The sequence below is a fragment of the Curtobacterium sp. MMLR14_002 genome, from assembly GCF_001864975.1.
GTDB lineage: Bacteria > Actinomycetota > Actinomycetes > Actinomycetales > Microbacteriaceae > Curtobacterium > Curtobacterium flaccumfaciens.
The window spans coordinates 33,211-51,487 of sequence record NZ_MJGT01000001.1; the positions used below are offsets into that span (position 1 = coordinate 33,211).

Annotated in this window: 21 protein-coding genes; 18 read left to right on the forward strand and 3 right to left on the reverse strand. The window is 72.2% G+C overall.

The genetic code is table 11. The features are described from left to right. The first annotated feature begins 11 nt into the window (after nt 1-11). Genes rpoZ through BIU91_RS00170 form a run of 3 tightly spaced genes read left to right on the forward strand, consistent with a single transcriptional unit; the run spans nt 12 to nt 3,483 of the window. Nucleotides 12-275, forward strand: a complete 264-nt coding sequence (rpoZ, locus tag BIU91_RS00160) for a DNA-directed RNA polymerase subunit omega (protein ID WP_017887186.1) — start codon at nt 12-14, stop codon at nt 273-275. Nucleotides 276-280: 5 nt separating this feature from the next. Continuing rightward, nucleotides 281-1,492 carry a methionine adenosyltransferase gene (gene metK, locus BIU91_RS00165; protein WP_110858970.1) on the forward strand — a complete coding sequence of 404 codons (1,212 nt, stop codon included), beginning with the start codon at nt 281-283 and terminating at the stop codon, nt 1,490-1,492. An 8-nt stretch (nt 1,493-1,500) separates the two neighbouring features. Beyond that, the gene (locus tag BIU91_RS00170; protein WP_071403719.1) at nt 1,501-3,483 is read left to right on the forward strand and encodes a hypothetical protein; all 1,983 of its coding nucleotides are present in this window, start codon (nt 1,501-1,503) and stop codon (nt 3,481-3,483) included. 124 nt (nt 3,484-3,607) lie between these two features. On the opposite strand, the gene BIU91_RS00175 is transcribed toward BIU91_RS00170, so the two are convergent. Beyond that, the gene (locus tag BIU91_RS00175) at nt 3,608-4,063 is read right to left on the reverse strand and encodes a DUF4383 domain-containing protein (RefSeq protein WP_071403720.1); all 456 of its coding nucleotides are present in this window, start codon (nt 4,061-4,063) and stop codon (nt 3,608-3,610) included. Nucleotides 4,064-4,077: 14 nt separating this feature from the next. Continuing rightward, the gene (locus BIU91_RS00180) at nt 4,078-4,407 is read right to left on the reverse strand and encodes a hypothetical protein (protein ID WP_071403721.1); all 330 of its coding nucleotides are present in this window, start codon (nt 4,405-4,407) and stop codon (nt 4,078-4,080) included. A 134-nt stretch (nt 4,408-4,541) separates the two neighbouring features. On the opposite strand from BIU91_RS00180, the gene BIU91_RS00185 reads away from it, so the two are divergent. Together BIU91_RS00185 and BIU91_RS00190 are read left to right on the forward strand one after the other, a co-directional pair. Beyond that, complete coding sequence (locus BIU91_RS00185) at nt 4,542-5,477, forward strand: methionyl-tRNA formyltransferase (protein ID WP_071403722.1); 936 nt, start codon at nt 4,542-4,544, stop codon at nt 5,475-5,477. Next, complete coding sequence (locus tag BIU91_RS00190; protein ID WP_253183647.1) at nt 5,474-7,042, forward strand: transcription antitermination factor NusB; 1,569 nt, start codon at nt 5,474-5,476, stop codon at nt 7,040-7,042. The genes BIU91_RS00185 and BIU91_RS00190 overlap by 4 nt, the downstream gene beginning before the upstream one ends. 24 nt (nt 7,043-7,066) lie before the next feature. Here the strand turns inward: BIU91_RS00190 and BIU91_RS00195 are convergent, their stop codons facing one another. Continuing rightward, nucleotides 7,067-7,720 (reverse strand): NAD(P)H-binding protein, encoded by a 654-nt coding sequence (locus BIU91_RS00195; protein ID WP_027465731.1) that lies wholly within the window; start codon nt 7,718-7,720, stop codon nt 7,067-7,069. Between the two features lie 62 nt (nt 7,721-7,782). Between BIU91_RS00195 and BIU91_RS00200 the strand changes: the two genes are divergently transcribed. The 13 genes from BIU91_RS00200 to lgt all read left to right on the forward strand — a co-directional run bounded on the left by BIU91_RS00200 (nt 7,783) and on the right by lgt (nt 18,034). Then, complete coding sequence (locus tag BIU91_RS00200) at nt 7,783-8,382, forward strand: TetR/AcrR family transcriptional regulator (RefSeq protein ID WP_071403723.1); 600 nt, start codon at nt 7,783-7,785, stop codon at nt 8,380-8,382. A gap of 72 nt (nt 8,383-8,454) precedes the next feature. Continuing rightward, complete coding sequence (rpe, locus tag BIU91_RS00205; protein ID WP_071403724.1) at nt 8,455-9,114, forward strand: ribulose-phosphate 3-epimerase; 660 nt, start codon at nt 8,455-8,457, stop codon at nt 9,112-9,114. A 101-nt stretch (nt 9,115-9,215) separates the two neighbouring features. Next, nucleotides 9,216-9,479: a phosphoribosyl-ATP diphosphatase gene (locus tag BIU91_RS00210; RefSeq protein ID WP_027465728.1), complete on the forward strand. Its 264-nt coding sequence runs from the start codon at nt 9,216-9,218 to the stop codon at nt 9,477-9,479. A 58-nt stretch (nt 9,480-9,537) separates the two neighbouring features. Further along, nucleotides 9,538-10,377 carry an ATP phosphoribosyltransferase gene (gene hisG, locus BIU91_RS00215; RefSeq protein WP_071403725.1) on the forward strand — a complete coding sequence of 280 codons (840 nt, stop codon included), beginning with the start codon at nt 9,538-9,540 and terminating at the stop codon, nt 10,375-10,377. Nucleotides 10,378-10,388: 11 nt separating this feature from the next. Further along, nucleotides 10,389-11,144 carry an imidazole glycerol phosphate synthase subunit HisF gene (hisF, locus tag BIU91_RS00220; RefSeq protein WP_232536485.1) on the forward strand — a complete coding sequence of 252 codons (756 nt, stop codon included), beginning with the start codon at nt 10,389-10,391 and terminating at the stop codon, nt 11,142-11,144. 25 nt (nt 11,145-11,169) lie between these two features. Further along, the gene (gene hisI, locus BIU91_RS00225) at nt 11,170-11,568 is read left to right on the forward strand and encodes a phosphoribosyl-AMP cyclohydrolase (protein ID WP_071403727.1); all 399 of its coding nucleotides are present in this window, start codon (nt 11,170-11,172) and stop codon (nt 11,566-11,568) included. Beyond that, nucleotides 11,565-13,109 (forward strand): anthranilate synthase component I, encoded by a 1,545-nt coding sequence (locus tag BIU91_RS00230; protein WP_071403728.1) that lies wholly within the window; start codon nt 11,565-11,567, stop codon nt 13,107-13,109. Before hisI ends, BIU91_RS00230 begins: the two co-directional genes overlap by 4 nt. Continuing rightward, nucleotides 13,106-13,804: a Trp biosynthesis-associated membrane protein gene (locus BIU91_RS00235; protein WP_071403729.1), complete on the forward strand. Its 699-nt coding sequence runs from the start codon at nt 13,106-13,108 to the stop codon at nt 13,802-13,804. The genes BIU91_RS00230 and BIU91_RS00235 overlap by 4 nt, the downstream gene beginning before the upstream one ends. Next, a complete protein-coding gene (locus BIU91_RS18690; RefSeq protein ID WP_017887200.1) occupies nt 13,801-14,040 on the forward strand; it encodes an HGxxPAAW family protein in 240 nt (79 codons plus the stop codon). The genes BIU91_RS00235 and BIU91_RS18690 overlap by 4 nt, the downstream gene beginning before the upstream one ends. Before the next feature lie 19 nt (nt 14,041-14,059). Further along, entirely contained in the window at nt 14,060-14,845 is a 786-nt protein-coding gene (gene trpC, locus BIU91_RS00245; protein WP_071403979.1) for an indole-3-glycerol phosphate synthase TrpC, read from the forward strand. A 100-nt stretch (nt 14,846-14,945) separates the two neighbouring features. Continuing rightward, nucleotides 14,946-16,160: a tryptophan synthase subunit beta gene (trpB, locus tag BIU91_RS00250; RefSeq protein WP_071244754.1), complete on the forward strand. Its 1,215-nt coding sequence runs from the start codon at nt 14,946-14,948 to the stop codon at nt 16,158-16,160. Further along, nucleotides 16,157-16,951, forward strand: a complete 795-nt coding sequence (gene trpA / locus BIU91_RS00255; RefSeq protein ID WP_071403730.1) for a tryptophan synthase subunit alpha — start codon at nt 16,157-16,159, stop codon at nt 16,949-16,951. The genes trpB and trpA overlap by 4 nt, the downstream gene beginning before the upstream one ends. 96 nt (nt 16,952-17,047) lie before the next feature. Further along, entirely contained in the window at nt 17,048-18,034 is a 987-nt protein-coding gene (gene lgt, locus BIU91_RS00260; RefSeq protein ID WP_071244753.1) for a prolipoprotein diacylglyceryl transferase, read from the forward strand. The last annotated feature ends 243 nt before the right edge of the window (nt 18,035-18,277 follow it).

Below are 18,277 nucleotides of genomic sequence, written 5' to 3' on the forward strand. Positions count from 1 at the left end.
GAGGAGACACCATGGCCAACCCCCAGGGCATCATCGACCCGCCCATCGACGACCTGCTCAGCAAGGTCGAGTCGAAGTACGCGCTCGTCATCTTCGCGTCGAAGCGCGCCCGCCAGATCAACGACTACTACGCCGACCTGCACGAGGGCTCGCTCTTCGACAACGTCGGACCGCTCGTCGACTCGACGATCGACGACAAGCCGCTGTCCGTCGCGCTCCACGAGATCAACGAGGACAAGCTCACCGTCACCAAGCAGCAGCAGCCCACCGACTGATCCCGGTGACTGCAGCTGCTCTCCGCCTCTTCACGTCCGAGTCGGTGACCGAGGGGCACCCCGACAAGATCTGCGACCAGATCTCGGACAGCATCCTCGACGCACTGCTGACGGTCGACCCGAACGCGCGCGTCGCCGTCGAGACGATGGTGACCACCGGGCTCGTGCACGTCGCCGGCGAGGTCACGACCTCCGGCTACGTCGAGATCCCCAAGCTCGTCCGTGACGTCATCACCGGCATCGGCTACAACTCGTCGGACGTCTCGTTCGACGGTGCCACCTGCGGTGTCGAGGTCTCGATCGGCGCGCAGTCGCCCGACATCGCGCAGGGTGTGGACGAGTCGCTCGACTCCCGCACCGGTGCGGTCGACCCGCTCGACCGTCAGGGCGCCGGCGACCAGGGCATCATGTTCGGCTTCGCGACGAACGAGACCCCCGAGTACATGCCGGTCGCGATCTGGCTGGCGCACCGTCTGGCCGAGCGCCTGGCCGCGGTCCGCAAGTCGGGCGAGCTGTCGTTCCTGCGCCCGGACGGCAAGACCCAGGTCACCATCGGGTACGACGGCGTCGTGCCGAAGACCGTCGAGACCGTCGTGCTCTCCACGCAGCACTCGCCGAGCGTCACGCTCGACGAGCTCACCGCGGCGATTACCGAGCACGTGATCCGTCCGGTCCTCGACCTGGTCGACCTCGACTCGTCGCACGTCGACGTCATCGTGAACCCGACCGGTCGCTTCGAGATCGGCGGCCCCCAGGGCGACGCCGGGCTCACCGGCCGCAAGGTGATCGTCGACACCTACGGCGGGGCCTCCCGTCACGGTGGCGGCGCGTTCAGCGGCAAGGACCCGTCGAAGGTCGACCGTTCGGCGGCGTACGCGCTGCGCTGGGTCGCGAAGAACGCGGTCGCCGCGGGGCTCGCCGACCGGCTCGAGGTGCAGGTCGCCTACGCGATCGGCCGTGCGAAGCCCGTCGGGCTGTACGTCGAGACCTTCGGCACCGGACACGTTGACGACGCCACGATCGAGGCCGCCATCCGCCAGGTCTTCGACCTGCGTCCGGCCGCGATCATCCGCGACCTCGACCTGCTCCGACCGATCTACGCGCAGACCGCGACCTACGGCCACTTCGGCCGCGAGCTCCCCGGGTTCACGTGGGAGCAGCTCGACCGTGTCGAGGAACTCCGCGCCGCCGCAGGACTCGTCGCCGCGACCGTCTGAAGCACCGCGTGACCACCGTCGCGCGCGTCGTCCTCGACTCGCCGCTCCCGCAGTTGGACCGTCTGTTCGACTACCGGGTGCCGGCCGAGCTCGAGGACGACTGCGTCGCGGGGGTCCGCGTCAAGGTGCCGCTGCGCACCGGGGCCCGGATGTCCGACGGCTACGTGGTCGAGATCGTCACCGAGGGCGAGTACCCGGGTGAGTTGAGCCAGATCGAGGCCGTGCTGTCCCCGGTGCCCGTGCTCGCGCCGGAGATCTGGACCCTCGCGCGCGCCGTCGCCGACCGCGCCGCGGGCGTCGCCTCCGACGTCCTGCGCCTCGCCGTGCCGCCGCGGCAGGTGCGCGCCGAGAAGGCCTGGCTCGCCCGTGACACCGCCTGGTCGCCGCCGCCGGTGACCGCCCCGCCCGTCACCGGCTACGCCGACGGCGTCCTGGAGGCCGTGGTGACGGAGCACGGGCGCGCCGCGGTCGCCGCCGTGCCCCAGCCCGTGGCGGTGGGTGACGCGGACGCACCGGTCTGGGTCCCGGGATGGGCCGCGACACTCGCCCAGGCCGCCGCACACACGGTGGCGGCCGAGCGGTCTGCGGTGATCGCCGTGCCGGACTTCCGCGACGTCATCGACCTCGAGCGCGCCCTGCTCGCCGTGCTGCCGCCGGAACGGGTGGTGCGGTTCGACGCCAAGCAGACGAACGGGCAACGCGCGAAGGCCCTGCTGCAGGCCCGCACGCACCCGGTGGTCGCGATCGGCAACCGTACGGCGATGTACGCGCCGGCGACGGAGCTCGGCCTGATCGCGATGTGGGACGACGGCGACGCCTCGTTCATCGAGCAGCGGGCGCCCTACGTGCACACGCGTGACGTGGCCCTGGTGCGGGCCGCCCAGTCCGGGGCCGCGCTGCTGTTCGTCTCACACGCGCGCAGCACCGACGTGCAACGGTTGGTGGAGCTGCACTGGCTGCAGGACGTCGTGCCCTACCGCGTGAAGACGCCGAAGGTCATCCCCACCGTGCAGCAGACCGGGGCCGAGGGGTTCGCCGCACAGGCGCGCATCCCGAGTTCCGCCTGGCGTGCCGCGCGCGAGGCCAGCCAGCACGGTGCCGTCCTGGTGCAGGTCGCGAGCCCGGGCTTCGGTACGGGACTGGTCTGCGCCGAGTGCGGCGAACGCGCGCACTGCCGGGTCTGCGGCGGGCCGCTCGGCAGCCCACACCGCGGCGCCACGCCCCAGTGCCGGTTCTGCGGCGCCCTGGCCATCGGGTTCCGCTGCCCGACGTGCGGCAACGGCACCGTGAAGCCGGTCGGCCAGGGGGCACAGCGCACCGCGGAGGAGCTCGGGCGGGCGTTCCCCGGCACCCGGATCATCGTCGCGGACGGGTCCCGTCCGCTCGACGAGGTCCCCGCCAAGCCATCGGTCGTCGTCGCCACCCGTGGGGCCGAGCCGTCGGTGCCGGGCGGCTACGCCTGCGTGCTGCTGCTCGACGGCGAGAAGATGCTCGCCCGCGAAGGGCTGCGGGTGCAGGAGGACGTGCTGCGCTTCTGGACGAACGCCGCCGCGAAGTCGGCCCCCGGTGCCGAGGTGTACCTGGTCGGGATCGGTGGGCGGCTGGCGTCGGCGATGGCCCTGTGGCGGCTCGACGGTCCCGCGCACGACGAGCTCACCGACCGCCGCGAACTCCACTTCCCGCCGGCGGTGCGGGTGGCGACGATGACCGGCACCGACGAGGCCGTCACCGCTGCGGTCGAGGCCCTCGGCGACGCCGTCGTCGGTCCGGTGCTCGGCCCGGTCCCGGTCGAGGACGACACGTTGCCGGGCACGGTCCGGGCCATCGTGCGGTTCCCGTACGCGCACGGGGCCGAGGTCGCCGCGACGCTCAAGGCCGAGGTCATCCGGCGCTCGTCGACCCGGCGGGTGCTCAAGGGCGGCAACCGACGACGGGCCGCTCCGACGCTGCGGGTGCGGTTGGACGACGCGGAGCCGTTCTCCGAGGTCTGACCGCGCCCGGGTCCGTGTGGGCCCGAGCGCTGGACGACACAGAACGACACCGCCGACGTCGTGCGACGTCGGCGGTGTCGTTCGGGGCCTGCCGCCGTGCGGCGACCGGCTGGTGCGGGGCCGGTCAGGCGTTGGCGGGCCGACGACGCTCGCGCGGCAGCACGACGCCGAGGGCGACCATGCCGATGGCGAGCACGAGGTGCAGCCAGTTGTCGGCGTTGTTCAGCGGGACGAAGTTCGCACCCGAGCTGTGGCCGGCGGTGAACAGGCCGTAGATCCACAGCACGAAGTATACGATCCCGCCGATCACCAGGTACATCCGCGAACCGGAGGCACGGTTGGCGGCGAGCAGTCCGACGACGCCGAACAGCAGGTGCACGATGTTGTGCAGCACGGAGACCTGGAAGATGCCGAGCAGCATGCCCATCGACTCGTGTCCGGCCCCGGCCAGGTCGCCGGTCGTGATGCCGGGGACGAACCCGGCGATCCCGACGAGCAGGAACACGATGCCGACCACGAGGGCGGCCTTCTGGACGGACGAACCGGCGTAGCGGTTGGTGGCGGTGGTGACGTCGCTCATGGTGTCTCCTGATCTCAGCGCGGCTGCGCGGGGTTGGTGGGCACGCCGTGGGACGGCGGGTTGATCGTCGGACCGGCGGTGGCCGGCGTGACGTCCGCGGGTGCCGAGGCTCCCGCAGTCGTCTCGGGGAGGTGCTCCGGCACGGAACCGGTCGGCTCCGCACCGCCGTCCAGGGCCTCGATCCGGTGACGGATCCGCTCCAGCACCGGCAACCGTGCGCCGTGGGCGTTCTCGTGGTCGAGCAGCACCTCGAGCTGCTCGCGGTCGAGGGCCGTCAGGTGCTCCGTCAGGTTGCCGAGCGGGACGTGGTCGAAGTCCGGGATGGGCAGGTCTCGGTCGGTCATGGTGCTCCTTCCGTCGATACCGCCAGAACCTACGCAGCCCACGCTCTGCTGGTGCACAGGCAGTGCCGAGCACCGCGTGCTCCGGACAGGCGGTCGGGGTCGGGTGGGCCCGTCGGCGTGGGAGGATCGAACCCATGCGTCTCGTCGTCGCCGGCAGCCCCGCTGCGGCCGTCCCCACCCTCCGCCGTCTGGCGGCGTCCGACCACGAGATCGTCGCGGTGCTCACGCGGCCGGCCACCCCGCAGGGCCGGAAGCGTGTCCTCACCCCGACCCCGGTGGCCGTCATCGCCGCGGAGCTCGGACTGCCGGTCATCGAGGCCTCGCGCGTCGACGACGCCGTCACCGCCCGGATCGCGGACCTCGACGTCGACCTCGGCGTGATCGTCGCCTACGGCGCACTGCTCCGCCGTCCGGCCCTCGACGCCCCGCGGCACGGCTGGATCAACCTGCACTTCTCCGACCTGCCGGCGTACCGCGGTGCTGCTCCCGTGCAGCGTGCGGTGATGGCCGGCGACACCCGGACCGCCGCCACGGTCTTCCAGCTGGTCGAGTCGCTGGACGCCGGCCCGGTCTACGCCGCCCTGACCTTCGAGATCGACCCCGAGGCGACCTCGGGCGAGGTCCTCGCGGCGATGGCCGACGTCGGCGCCGACGTGGTGGCGGACGTCGTGGACGCCATCGCCGCCGGCACCGCCGTCGCGACCGAGCAGTCCGGCGAGCCCACGGTCGCCCCGAAGCTCACGATCGACGACGGCCGCACCGACTTCGCCGCGCCCGCCACCGTCGTGCACGCGCGGCTGCGCGGGGTCACGCCCGAGCCCGGCGCGTACGCCCACCTGGGCGAGACCCGCGTGAAGCTGCTCCGCAGCACCCTCCAGCCTGGAGGCACGCAGGACCCCGCCCCGTCGCTCGCGCCCGGTGCGCTCGCACTCCACGGCGGTCGGCTGCTGGTCGGGACCGCCGACACCCCGCTGGTGCTGCTCGAGGTGCAGCCGGCGGGCAAGAAGGCGATGGACGCCGCCGCCTGGGCCCGTGGCCTCGGCGAACTGGACGGGAAGGTCCTCGCATGAGCCCCCAGACGAAGCCCCAGGGTGCCCGCCGCGGCCCGCGTCCGGCGAGTGCCCGCCGCGTGGCGTTCGACGTGCTCCGCGCCGTGCAGGTCGACGACGCCTACGCGAACCTGCTGCTGCCGACGCGCATCCGCCGCGCCGGGCTCACCGCCCGCGACGCCGGGTTCGCGACCGAGCTCACCTACGGGTCGATCCGGATGCTCGGCCGCTACGACGTGATCATCGCGCTGGCATCCGGTCGCCGGGCCGAGAACATCGAGGCGGACGTCCTCGACGTGATGCGTCTCGGTGCGCACCAGCTGCTCGCCATGCGCACGCCGACGCACGCCGCCGTCGACGCCACGGTCGAGCTCGCCCGCGAGGTCGGTGCCCGCCGCGCGACCGGGTTCGTGAACGCCGTGATGCGCAAGATCGCCGCCCGCACCGACCAGGAGTGGGACGCCCTGATCACGGAGGGCCGCGCCGGGGACGCCCTGCTCGCCACCCGTTGGTCGCACCCGGTCTGGGTCGTCTCGGCGCTCCGCGACGCCCTGGCCGCCGAACGTTCCCGCGACGAGCTCGCCGCCCTGCTCGCCGCCGACAACGCCGCACCCCGGGTGCAGCTCGCGGCCCTGCCCGGCCTCGCCACCGACGAGGACATCGCCACCGCGACCGCCCGCACCGCTCCGGACGACGACACCGATGCCGCGTTCGCCGACGCGACCGGTGCGGACGACGTGCCCGCGGCCCTGGTGCCCGCCGACGACGAACCGGAGGCCGACGGCGTGACCGGCACCGTGCCTCCCGTCCGGGCCGGCGAGCCCGTCGTGCAGGCGGATGCCGCGCCGGTGTCTCCCGTCGGCATCCGCGGCATCAGCGGCGACCCGGCGCGCGTGCCGGGCGTCGCCGCCGGACGCCTGCGTGTGCAGGACGAAGGGTCGCAGCTCGCCGCGCTGGCGCTGAGCCGCTCGTCGGACGTGCGTGCGGGGGAGCGGTGGCTCGACATGTGCGCCGGGCCCGGCGGCAAGGCCGCGCTGCTCGCCGCCGAGGCGCAGCAGGGTGGGGCGACCCTCGTCGCCAACGAACTCGTGCCCGCCCGCGCCGGCCTCGTGCGGAACGCGCTCGGTGTGTTCGGCGACCACGTGCGGGTCGTCGAGGGTGACGCCCGTCGGTACGGACGCGACGGCACCGGGATGACCTTCGACCGCATCCTGCTCGACGCCCCGTGCACCGGGCTCGGCGCGCTGCGTCGTCGGCCGGAGGCACGCTGGCGGAAGCTCCCCGAGGACGTCGAGGAGCTTGCTGCCCTGCAGACCGAACTGCTCGACGCCGCTGTTCGGGTGCTCGCACCGGGCGGGACCCTGGCGTACGTGACGTGCTCGCCGCACCTGGCCGAGACCCGTGGGCAGGTCGACGCGCTGATGGGGCGGCACGGGGACCGGCTCGAGCAGCTCGACACCGCCGCGATCGTCCGGGGTGTTGCCGCACGCGACCCCGAGATCGCGGACGGCGCCACGGCGCAGCTGTGGCCGCACCGCATCGGGACGGACGCGATGTTCATCGCGCTGTTCCGTCGCGTCGACTGACCACCCCGCCGACCGGGATCGGGCTCAGCGCGACCGTCGGTAGGCACTGCCGTCGCACGTGTGCACGGCCGTGTCGTCGAACAAGGTGCGCAGGTTGTACGCGGCGCAGTCCCGGAAGGTACCGATGCTGATCCACCGCGCCGAGCGGCGCAGCTCGCCCTTGGATGGGCCGTCCGAACCGATGCCGGCGCGGTGGACCGTCCAGGCGATGTCCTGCGCCTCGGCGTCGAGGTAGCGCATCACCGACTCGTTGTCCGCGTGCTGTCCGATGTACTCCCGCGCGAGCGTCGACCGGACGAGGCGGAGCACGGGCGCGAGCCGCTTGCCGGGAGGCGCACTCAGCCCACCGGCCTGGTAGAGCAGCCGCCGGGTGCCGCTCCGGCGCATGGCCGGCACGAGCGTGCGGACGAACGCGGTGTTGACCGGTCGCTCGCGCTGCGCGGCGACGTCCCCGAGCATCACGACCACGCCCGTCACGCCCTCGAGCAGCGCGTCGAGGTCGAGGCCGTCGGTGACCGAGCCCTGCACGACCTGCAGGTCGTCGTGCTGGACCGCCAGCTTCGACGGTGTCCGGACGACGGCGCGGACACGGTGTCCGGCATCGAGTGCGAGCCGGGTGAAGTGCTGGCCGGTCTGTCCGGTCGCGCCGAACACGAGCAGGTGCTGTCGAGGTGTCATCCACCCAATCTAGGCATTGACTAGAAAATAGGCAATGCCTAGTACTGCGATAGGCTCTCCCCATGCCGGAGCGTCCCTTCCACCACGGGAACCTGCGGGCCGTGCTGCTCGACGAGGCCGTCCAGGTCCTGCGCGAGGACGGCGTCGACGGGTTGTCCCTCCGTGACCTGGCGCGGCGCGCCGGGGTCAGCCACGGTGCGCCGCGGAGCCACTTCGTCGACCGCCAGGCACTCCTCGACGCCCTCGCCGTGCTCGGTTTCGAGCGACTGACCACCGCGGTGCGCCGGGCCCTCTCCGGCTCGGGCGACCTCGACGACCGGTTCCGTCGGGTCGCCATGGCGTACGTCGACTTCGCCATCGACGACGCGGCGCTCATGGACCTCATGTTCCAGGCGTCGACGGCCGGCCGGTCCGGTCCCGTGCAGACCGCCGCCGAATCGCTGTTCGCCGTGCTCGACGGCGCGCTCGGAGCGTCCGCGCCGGAGCCCGGCGAGGACGCCCGGACCACCTTCAAGCTCCTGTTCGCCGCGACCATGCAGGGGATCGCGGGCCTCGTCGTGTCGCGCCGGATCGACCGCCCGCAGGGCGAGCGGCTGGTCGAAGCAGCACTCGGGACGATGCTCCGGTCCGACCTCGGCACGCGCGCCCTCGGCGACGGCTGACCCCGCCCCCGGACGGCGCCGCGCGCACCCGGGCAGCGCAGCCAGGCAGGCGCACGCCGGTAGGCTTGCCCGGTGACGATCCGCATCTCGCCGAGCATCCTGTCCGCCGACTTCGCGAACCTCGAGCGCGAACTCCAGCGCATCGAGACCGCCGACCTGGTGCACGTCGACGTGATGGACAACCACTTCGTCCCGAACCTGACGCTCGGGCTGCCGATCGTGCAGCGCCTGCAGCAGGTGTCGCCGGTGCCGCTCGACGTGCACCTGATGATCACCGATGCCGACCGCAACGCGCCGAAGTACGCCGAGACCGGTGCATCGAGCGTCACGTTCCACTTTGAGGCAGCCGACGACCCGGTGGCGACCGCCGCGGCGATCCGGTCGAACGGTGCCCGCGCCGCCGTCGCCGTGAAGCCCGGCACCCCGATCACGCAGGTGCTGCACCACCTCGACGCATACGACATGATCCTGCTCATGACCGTCGAGCCCGGGTTCGGCGGCCAGTCCTTCATGCCGTCCGTGATGCCGAAGCTCGCCGACGCCCGCGCCGCCGTCGATGCCTCCGGGCTCGACGTGTGGCTCGAGGTGGACGGCGGGATCGCCGTCGACACCGTGGCCGAGGCCGTCCGGAGCGGTGCCGACACGCTGGTCGCGGGCTCCGCGGTGTACGGCGGCGAACCCGCTGCGCGCATCGCCGACCTGCGCGAGGCCGCCGCTCGGGCTCGCTCGTGACCGGGGGAGCGTCGGACGGTACCGGTGTCACCGGGGCGACCACTGCCTCCCGTCCGGACGGTGCGTCGGAAGCGTCAGCGGAGACCGGTAGCCTGGACCCCGTGAAGACGTTCGACGACCTGTTCCAGGAGCTCACCGAGAAGGCGCGCACGCGCCCCGAGGGCTCCGGCACCGTCGCCGAACTGGACGCCGGCGTGCACCAGATCGGCAAGAAGATCGTGGAAGAAGCCGCCGAGGTCTGGATGGCGGCCGAGTACGAGGGCGACGAGCGCACCTCGGAGGAGATCTCGCAGCTGATCTACCACCTCCAGGTCCTCATGGTCGCCAAGGGGCTCACCCCGGCGGACGTCTGGCGACATCTGTAGGAAGCGCCGCCCGGCGCACCGACGACCGCCGACGACCCCACAGAAAGCAGACCCACTGATGCTCCGCATCGCCGTGCCCAACAAGGGCTCCCTGTCCGAGACCGCGTCCGACATGCTGCGGGAGGCCGGGTACGCCGGCCGCCGCGACCCGAAGGCGCTGCACCTGCTCGACGAGCGCAACGGCGTCGAGTTCTTCTTCCTCCGCCCGCGGGACATCGCCACGTACGTGGGGTCCGGCGCGCTCGACGTCGGCATCACCGGCCGCGACCTGCTGCTCGACTCCGGGTCCGAGGCGCACGAGGTCGACGCGCTCGGCTTCGCCGACTCCACCTTCCGGTTCGCCGGCACGCCCGGTCGGTTCGGCTCGCTGCAGGACCTCGACGGCGTCCGGGTCGCCACGAGCTACCCCGGCCTGGTCGGGGCCTTCCTCGCCGAGCACGGGGTCAGCTCCACGCTCGTGAAGCTCGACGGCGCGGTCGAGAGCGCCGTGCGGCTCGGTGTCGCCGATGCCGTGGCCGACGTCGTGTCGACGGGCAGCACGCTCCGGCAGGCGGGCCTCGAGATCTTCGGCCCGGTGATCCTCGAGTCGACCGCGGTGCTCGTCTCCACCGACGAGACCATCCCCGGCATCGACGTGCTCCGCCGACGCCTGCAGGGCGTGCTCGTCGCCCGTGGCTACGTGATGCTCGACTACGACGTCCCCACGGCCCTGCTCGAGCAGGCGACGGCGGTGGCGTCCGGCATCGAGTCGCCCACCGTGTCGCCGCTGCACGACCGCGACTGGGCCGCGGTCCGCGTGATGATCCCGCGCGACGACGCGAACCTCATCATGGACGCGCTCTACGACCTCGGCGCCCGGGCGATCCTCGTCAGCCCGATCCACGCCGCACGCCTGTGACCCCCTGTGGCGTGTCGGTCCGGGTCATCCCGTGCCTCGACGTCAAGGGCGGCCGCGTCGTCAAGGGCGTGAACTTCCTCGACCTGCAGGACGCCGGTGACCCCGTCGAACTCGCGGCTCGGTACTACGAGCAGGGTGCCGACGAGCTGACCTTCCTCGACGTCGGCGCCACGGTCGAGAACCGGGCGACGATGTACGACACCGTGACCCGGACGGCCGAGCAGGTCTTCATCCCGCTCACCGTCGGCGGCGGAGTCCGCAGCGTCGACGACGTCTCGCGGCTGCAGCAGTGCGGCGCGGACAAGATCGGCGTGAACAGCGCAGCGATCGCCCGGCACGAACTCATCGGCGAGATCGCCGACCGGTTCGGTGCCCAGGCCGTCGTGCTGTCGCTCGACGTCAAGCGCTCCGACCGGATGCCCTCGGGCTTCGTGGTCACCACCCACGGCGGGCGGACCGAGTCCGACCTCGACGCCATCGCGTGGGCACGCGAGGCCGTCGAGCGGGGCGCGGGGGAGCTGCTCGTCAACTCCATCGACGCCGACGGCACGAAGAACGGGTTCGACCTCGAACTCGTGGCCGCGGTGCGCGCCGTCTCGTCGGTCCCGGTGATCGCCTCGGGAGGCGCGGGTCGCGTCGAGCACTTCGCCCCGGCCGTCGACGCGGGTGCGGATGCAGTCCTCGCCGCCAGCGTCTTCCACCGTGGCGAGATGACCGTGGGGGACGTCAAGGCCGCGCTCCGCGCGACCGGCCACGCCGTCCGCTGATCCGCCGCCGTAGGCTAGGAGCCTCATGACCGACAGCACCAGCACCGACACCGAGGCGGTCCTCGACCGCGCACACTTCGGTGCGGACGGCCTGCTCCCCGCCATCGTGCAGGAGGAATCGTCGAAGGACGTCCTCATGCTCGGCTACATGGACCGGGAAGCCCTCCGCCGCACCCTCACCGAAGGCCGTGTGACCTTCTGGTCGCGGTCGCGGAACGAGTACTGGCGGAAGGGCGACACGTCGGGACACGCCCAGTACGTCCGCGGTGCCGCGCTGGACTGCGACGACGACACGCTTCTCGTCACGGTGCAGCAGGTCGGGGCTGCGTGCCACACCGGTGCGCACCGGTGCTTCGACGTCGACCCGCTCGCGCCCGTGACCATGTCCGCCCCGGCAGGCACGGCCGTGGAGCCGACCCGATGACCACCGCGACGATCTCCGAGACGCCGCACACGACCTCCCGACCGGAGTTCGACGGCCTGCTCGGCGACCACCGTGTCCTGCCGGTCGTCCGCGCGCTGTACGGCGACAGCGAGACGCCGGTCGGCGTCTACCGCAAGCTCGCCGACGGCCGCCCCGGATCCTTCCTGCTCGAGTCCGCCGGCCAGGGCGGCCTGTGGTCGCGCTGGTCGTTCGTCGGCGTGCGGAGCTTCGGCGTCCTGACCCAGGACGGCGACCGCGCGGCCTGGATCGACACCGGCATCGACGCCGAGCGCGCCGTCGGGTCGCTCGACGGCGCCCCGCTCGAGGTCCTCGCACGGTTGCACGAGCGCTGGGCGACGCCCCGTGTGCCCGGCTCGCCGCCGCTCGTCGGCGGCACCGTCGGCTTCATCGGGTGGGAGGCCGTGCGCCAGCTCGAGCACCTGCCGAACGTGCCGCCGGCCGACTTCGACGTCCCCGGACAGGCGCTGTCCTTCGTCTCCGAACTCGCCGCGCTCGACCACCGCACCGGTCTCGTGCTGCTCGTCGCGAGCGTGCTGAACGACGGCACCGACGACGCGGACACGCTCTGGGCGGACGCGCAGCAGCGCCTCGACCGCATGCAGGGCGACCTGGTGCAGCCGAGCGTCGCGACCGTGGCCGAGGCCTTCGAGATCGCCGAGCCGACCCCCACCCACCGCACGAGTCCGGCCGACTACATGGCGGCCGTCGAGCGCTCGAAGGGCTTCATCCGCGACGGTGACGTGTTCCAGGTCGTCATCTCGCAGCGGTTCGACCACGAGGTCACGGCCGACCCGCTCGACGTCTACCGGGTGCTCCGGACGCTGAACCCGAGCCCGTACATGTACTTCCTCGCCCTCGCGGACACCGCCGACGAGCGGTTCTGGATCGTCGGCGCATCGCCAGAGGCGCTGGTCAAGGTGCAGGGCGACCGCGCCATCACGCACCCGATCGCCGGGTCCCGCCCGCGCGGTGCGACCCCGGAAGCGGACGTCCACCTCGGCGAGGACCTGCTCGGCGACCCGAAGGAGCGCGCCGAGCACCTGATGCTCGTCGACCTCGCCCGCAACGACCTGCAGAAGGTGTGCGAGCCCGGCACCGTCAGCGTCACCGAGTTCATGACCGTCGAGCGGTTCAGCCACATCATGCACCTGGTGTCGAGCGTCGAGGGGCGGGTGCGTCCCGACGCCTCGGCGATCGACGTGTTCCGCGCGACGTTCCCGGCAGGCACGCTCTCGGGCGCGCCGAAGCCGCGTGCGCTCGAGATCATCGACGAGCTCGAGCCGGCGAAGCGCGGTGCGTACGCCGGTGTCGTCGGGTACTTCGACTTCGCCGGTGACGCCGACCTGGCGATCGCGATCCGCACCGCCCTGATCAAGGACGGCGTCGCCCGCGTGCAGGCCGGGGCCGGACTCGTGGCGGACTCCGACCCGGAGACCGAGCACGTCGAGGCCGTCAACAAGGCCGCGGCTCCGCTGCGTGCCGTCGCCACGGCCAACCGGATGCGCGAGGTCCGCTCGTGAAGCGTTCTCGTCCGATCGTCGTCGTCGCCGGGCTCCTGGTCGCCGGCGTCATCATGCTCGCCTGGACCCAGACCTGGTTCACCGTCCGCCTGCACGCGGGTGCCGCCGTCACCTCGACGGTCTCGGCCGACGGGGCGGCGGTCGTGCCGCAGTACACCGCGCTGGCGATCGCGAGCCTCGCGCTCTTCCTGGCGATGACCATCGCGGGGCGGGTGCTGCGCATCGTGCTCGCCGCCGTCGAGATCCTGCTCGGCCTCGGCGTGGTCGTCAGCGGCATCACCGCCCTCGGCGACCCGATCGCCGCTGCACGCGGTGCCGTCGGCGAGGTCGCCGGGGTCAGTGACCTCGGTGCCGTCCGCGGTGTCGTGTCGAGCGTCTCCGTGAGCCCGTGGCCCGCCGTCGGGATCGCGGGTGGCGTGCTCGCCGTGCTGCTCGGCGTGGTCGTCATCGTGGTCCAGCGCGCCTGGCCCGGCCCGAGCCGGAAGTACGCTGCCGCCACCGCCGGAGCCGCCGCAGCAGCACGTGCAGCAGCTCCCGTCCAGCGCGACGCGGTCGTCGACTGGGACGACCTGAGCGCGGGCGTGGACCCGACCACCGCCGACGGCGCGGGCGCGGGGGCGCCGAGTGACGACACGGTAGGATCGACAGGGCGTCGCTCGACCGACGACGCCGGAGCAGAACGAGGAGCACCGTGAGCAACACTGAGCCCGCAGAACTCGGCGAAGGCCACTCGCCGGCCGCCTGGACCGCCGTCGTGATCATGCTGATCGGATTCGCGGCAGGCACGCTGTTCTTCTGGTTCGACCAGCCGTGGGGCGTCTGGGCCTCCGCTGGCGTCGTCCTCATCGGCCTCATCGTCGGTGGCGTGATGAAGAAGGCCGGCTACGGCGTCGACGGTCCGAAGTTCGTCCCCAAGCACCACGGCGAGTAGGGGTCTCCCGATGCCGAACGTGCTCGAGACCCTCGTCGCGGGCGCGCTCGAGGACGCTGCCGCCCGTCGTGTCGACCGTCCGTACTCGGACGTCGAACGCGACCTCGACCGGGTGGCGTCGCCGCTCGACGCCCTCGCGTTCCTCAGCCCGGGCGACCGGGTGAAGATCATCGCCGAGGTCAAGCGCGCCAGCCCGTCCCGCGGGTCGATGGCCGCGATCGCCGACCCGGCTGCCCTCGCCGCCGACTACGAGCGTGGCGGGGCCTCGACGATCAGCGTCCTGACCGAGGGCCGCAAGTTCCTCGGCAGCCTCGCCGACCTCGAGGCCGTGAAGGCCCGCGTCGGGGTCCCCGTGCTCCGCAAGGACTTCATCGCCGACCCGTACCAGGTGATCGAGGCCCGGGCGTCCGGAGCCGACGTCGTGCTGCTCATCGTGGCGGCGCTCGAGCAGGCGCGCCTGGTCGAGCTGCACACCCTGGCCGAAGAACTCGGCATGCGCGTGCTGGTCGAGGCGCACTCCGGTGACGAGGTCACGCGTGGCCTCGACGCCGGTGCCCGCATCCTCGGCGTCAACGCGCGGGACCTCACCGACTTCTCGCTCGACCGCGACCTGTTCGGGTCCCTCGCCGACCGCATCCCCACCGGGGTCGTGCGGGTCGCCGAGTCCGCGGTCTCCGGTCCGGCCGACGTCGCCCACTACCGGGCAGCCGGTGCCGACGTCGTGCTGGTCGGCGAAGCACTCGTGACGGGTGACGACCCCGCCGCGACCCTGGCGTCGTTCGTCGACGCCGCCGACCGGGCCTGACCGGCTCCGCCCACGTATCGAGGCCGCCGACCGCGGCCGCACGTTCCACCCGTCCGACGCGGCCGACCAGCCGCGTCGGACTCGTCCCGGGAGACACATCGTGACCTCACTCCGCGACCTGCACGGCCCCTACTTCGGTGACTTCGGCGGACGCTTCGTCCCCGAGTCCCTCGTCCTCGCGCTCGACGAGCTCGAGGCCGCCTTCCGCCAGGCCTGGGCGGACCCGGCGTTCCGTGCGGAGCTCGACGAGCTGCAGCGCGACTACACCGGGCGCCCCTCGATCATCACCGAGGTGCCGCGGTTCGCGAAGCACGCCGGTGGTGCCCGGGTCATCCTGAAGCGCGAGGACCTGAACCACACCGGGTCCCACAAGATCAACAACGTCCTCGGCCAGGCCCTCGTCGCCCGTCGGCTCGGCAAGACCCGCCTGATCGCCGAGACCGGTGCCGGCCAGCACGGCGTCGCCACCGCGACCGCCGCAGCCCTGTTCGGCATGGAGTGCGTCGTCTACATGGGCGCCGTGGACACCGAGCGACAGGCCCTCAACGTGGCCCGGATGCGCCTGCTCGGTGCCGAGGTGATCCCGGTCGAGACAGGTTCGCGCACCCTGAAGGACGCCATCAACGACGCCCTGCGCGACTGGGTCGCCAACGTCGAGTCGACGCACTACCTGCTCGGCACGGTCGCCGGTCCGCACCCGTTCCCCGAGATGGTGCGCGAGTTCCACAAGGTCATCGGCGAGGAGGCGCGCCAGCAGGTCCTCGACCGCGTCGGTCGCCTGCCGGACGCCGTCGCAGCGTGCGTCGGCGGCGGCTCGAACGCGATGGGCATCTTCGAGGCCTTCCTCGACGACGAGTCCGTCGCACTGCACGGCTTCGAGGCCGGCGGCGACGGCGTCGAGACCGGTCGGCACGCGGCGAGCATCACGCTCGGTCGCGAGGGCGTGCTGCAGGGCGCGAAGTCGTACCTGATGCAGGACGAGGACGGCCAGACGATCGAGAGCCACAGCATCTCCGCCGGACTCGACTACCCGAGCGTCGGACCGGAGCACGCGTACCTGGCGTCGATCGGCCGCGCGAAGTACCAGCCGATCACCGACACCGAGGCCATGGAGGCGTTCCGCCTGCTGAGCCAGACCGAGGGCATCATCCCGGCGATCGAGTCGTCCCACGCCCTCGCCGGTGCGATGAAGCTCGGCAAGGAGCTCGGCCCCGAGGGTGTCGTGCTCGTGAACCTGTCCGGCCGCGGTGACAAGGACGTCGCGTCCGCCAGTCGCTACTTCGGCATCCTCGACGAGAACGCGGTGCAGCTGTGACCACGAACAAGACCGTCGCCCAGACGATCGACGCCGCCAACGCCGAGCGCGCCGGAGCCGTCGTCGGCTACCTGCCCGCCGGGTACCCGAACCTGCAGACCAGCGTCGACGCCGCCGTCGCCCTCGCCGAGAACGGCGTGGACGTCATCGAGTTCGGTCTGCCGTACTCCGACCCCGTGATGGACGGCCCCGTGATCCAGCGGGCAGCCGAGGAGAGCCTGGCGAACGGCTTCCGGGTCGCACAGGTCTTCGACGCCGTGCAGCAGATCACCGAACGTGCCGACGTGCCGGTCCTCGTCATGACCTACTGGAACCCGGTGCTGCGCTACGGCGTGGACCGCTTCGCCGACGACCTCGTCGCCGCCGGTGCAGCCGGCCTCATCACGCCCGACCTCATCCCCGACGAGGCCTCCGCGTGGACCGAGGCCTCCGAACGGACCGGGCTCGACCGGGTCTTCCTCGCCGCGCCGTCCTCGTCGGACGAGCGCATGCGCCAGGCGGTCGAGGCCAGCCGTGGGTTCGTGTACGCCGTCTCGACGATGGGTGTGACCGGTGCCCGGGTCGGCGTCGACGTCGCCGCACGCACGGTGGTGTCGCGTCTGCGCGACGCCGGGGTCGAGCGCACCTGCGTCGGTCTCGGGATCTCGACGGCCGAGCAGGTCGGTGAGGTCCTCGAGTACGCCGACGGTGCCATCGTCGGGTCCGCGTTCGTGCGTGCGCTGGCCGACCTCGGTGTGCAGGGGGTGGCCGACCGTGCCGCCGACCTCGCCACCGGCGCCCGCCGCCGCTAGTCCAGTTCCTGTCCGGCCCGCGAGCCGCGCTACAGTGAGCGAGGCCGACGCCACGTCGACCGCGCCCCGTCAGTTCCGAAAGGCGACAGCACCTCCATGCCCCTCCTGAGCATCCCGAGCCCGAGCACCGCCTGGCAGTACTTCGACCTGACCGCCTGGCTGCGCGACGCGTTCGGCTGGTCGCTGCCCCTCGACTTCCGCATCCACGCGTACGCGATCTGCATCCTGATCGGGATCGTCGCCGCGGTCGTCCTGGCGAACCGACGACTCAACGCCCGTGGCGTCGAGCGCTGGATCATCATCGACATCGCGATCTGGGCCGTGCCCGCCGGCATCATCGGCGGTCGTCTCTTCCACGTGTTCACCCACGTGTCCGACTACTTCGGCCCCGGCATCGACCCGCTGTCCTTCCTGTACATCTGGGAGGGCGGGCTCGCCATCTTCGGGGCGCTCATCCTCGGGTCGGTCGGCGCGTGGATCGGCTGCCGTCAGGTGGGCCTGCGGTTCACGTCGTTCATCGACGCGGTCGTGCCGGGCGTCCTGCTCGCACAGGCCTTCGGTCGCCTGGGCAACTACTTCAACCAGGAGCTCTTCGGCATGCCGACGAGCCTGCCCTGGGGCCTCGAGATCGACTCGAGCAACGCCGCGTTCCCGAAGGGCCTGCCCGAGGGCACGCTGTTCCACCCGACGTTCCTGTACGAGATCATCTGGAACGTCCTCGGTGTCGTCGTCATCCTCTTCCTGGCGCGCAAGTTCACGCTGCAGTGGGGCAAGGTCCTCGGCCTGTACCTGATCTGGTACGGCGCCGGGCGCTCGGTGCTCGAGTCCATCCGCGTCGACACGAGCGAGACCTTCTTCGGCGTCCGCACCAACGTGTGGGTGGCCCTCGCCGCGGTCGTGATCGGCATCCTGATCTTCGTGGTGCAGAGCCGTCGCCACACCGGCAAGGAGCCGAGCCCGTACCTGCCGGGTCGCGGGCCCCGTCCGACCTCCGTTGTAGACTCCGAGGACACCTTCTCGGAGCACGATGACGACGCAGCAGACGGCGTCACGAGCGACGAACCGGTCACGACCACTCGCTGATCCCGTGGTGGGAGCACCCGCTCCCGACGACCACCGGTCACGTGCAGCACGCCAGCAGCAGCAGCACCAGACGGTCCCCGCCACAAGCGGGGCCCAGCAACCTCGCCGGCCGGCAGGGCAACTCACTGACGGCGGGCACGGGCACCAGTCCCGCCCGCTCGGGCGGAACGCACCACCGGGCCACCGCTGTCCCTGTTCCACTTCCTCGTGAGGACGGTTCCCCATGGCGCTCCAGCCAACCCA

What these genes read in the sequence shown, in the direction of transcription:
- rpoZ (WP_017887186.1), top strand. Translation starts at nt 12, where the DNA reads ATGGCCAACCCCCAGGGCATCATCGACCCGCCCATCGACGACCTGCTC.
- BIU91_RS00175 (WP_071403720.1), bottom strand. Translation starts at nt 4,063, where the DNA reads ATGAGCGACGTCACCACCGCCACCAACCGCTACGCCGGTTCGTCCGTC.
- BIU91_RS00180 (WP_071403721.1), bottom strand. Translation starts at nt 4,407, where the DNA reads ATGACCGACCGAGACCTGCCCATCCCGGACTTCGACCACGTCCCGCTC.
- BIU91_RS00185 (WP_071403722.1), top strand. Translation starts at nt 4,542, where the DNA reads ATGCGTCTCGTCGTCGCCGGCAGCCCCGCTGCGGCCGTCCCCACCCTC.
- BIU91_RS00190 (WP_253183647.1), top strand. Translation starts at nt 5,474, where the DNA reads ATGAGCCCCCAGACGAAGCCCCAGGGTGCCCGCCGCGGCCCGCGTCCG.
- BIU91_RS00195 (WP_027465731.1), bottom strand. Translation starts at nt 7,720, where the DNA reads ATGACACCTCGACAGCACCTGCTCGTGTTCGGCGCGACCGGACAGACC.
- BIU91_RS00200 (WP_071403723.1), top strand. Translation starts at nt 7,783, where the DNA reads ATGCCGGAGCGTCCCTTCCACCACGGGAACCTGCGGGCCGTGCTGCTC.
- hisG (WP_071403725.1), top strand. Translation starts at nt 9,538, where the DNA reads ATGCTCCGCATCGCCGTGCCCAACAAGGGCTCCCTGTCCGAGACCGCG.
- hisI (WP_071403727.1), top strand. Translation starts at nt 11,170, where the DNA reads ATGACCGACAGCACCAGCACCGACACCGAGGCGGTCCTCGACCGCGCA.
- BIU91_RS00230 (WP_071403728.1), top strand. Translation starts at nt 11,565, where the DNA reads ATGACCACCGCGACGATCTCCGAGACGCCGCACACGACCTCCCGACCG.
- lgt (WP_071244753.1), top strand. Translation starts at nt 17,048, where the DNA reads ATGCCCCTCCTGAGCATCCCGAGCCCGAGCACCGCCTGGCAGTACTTC.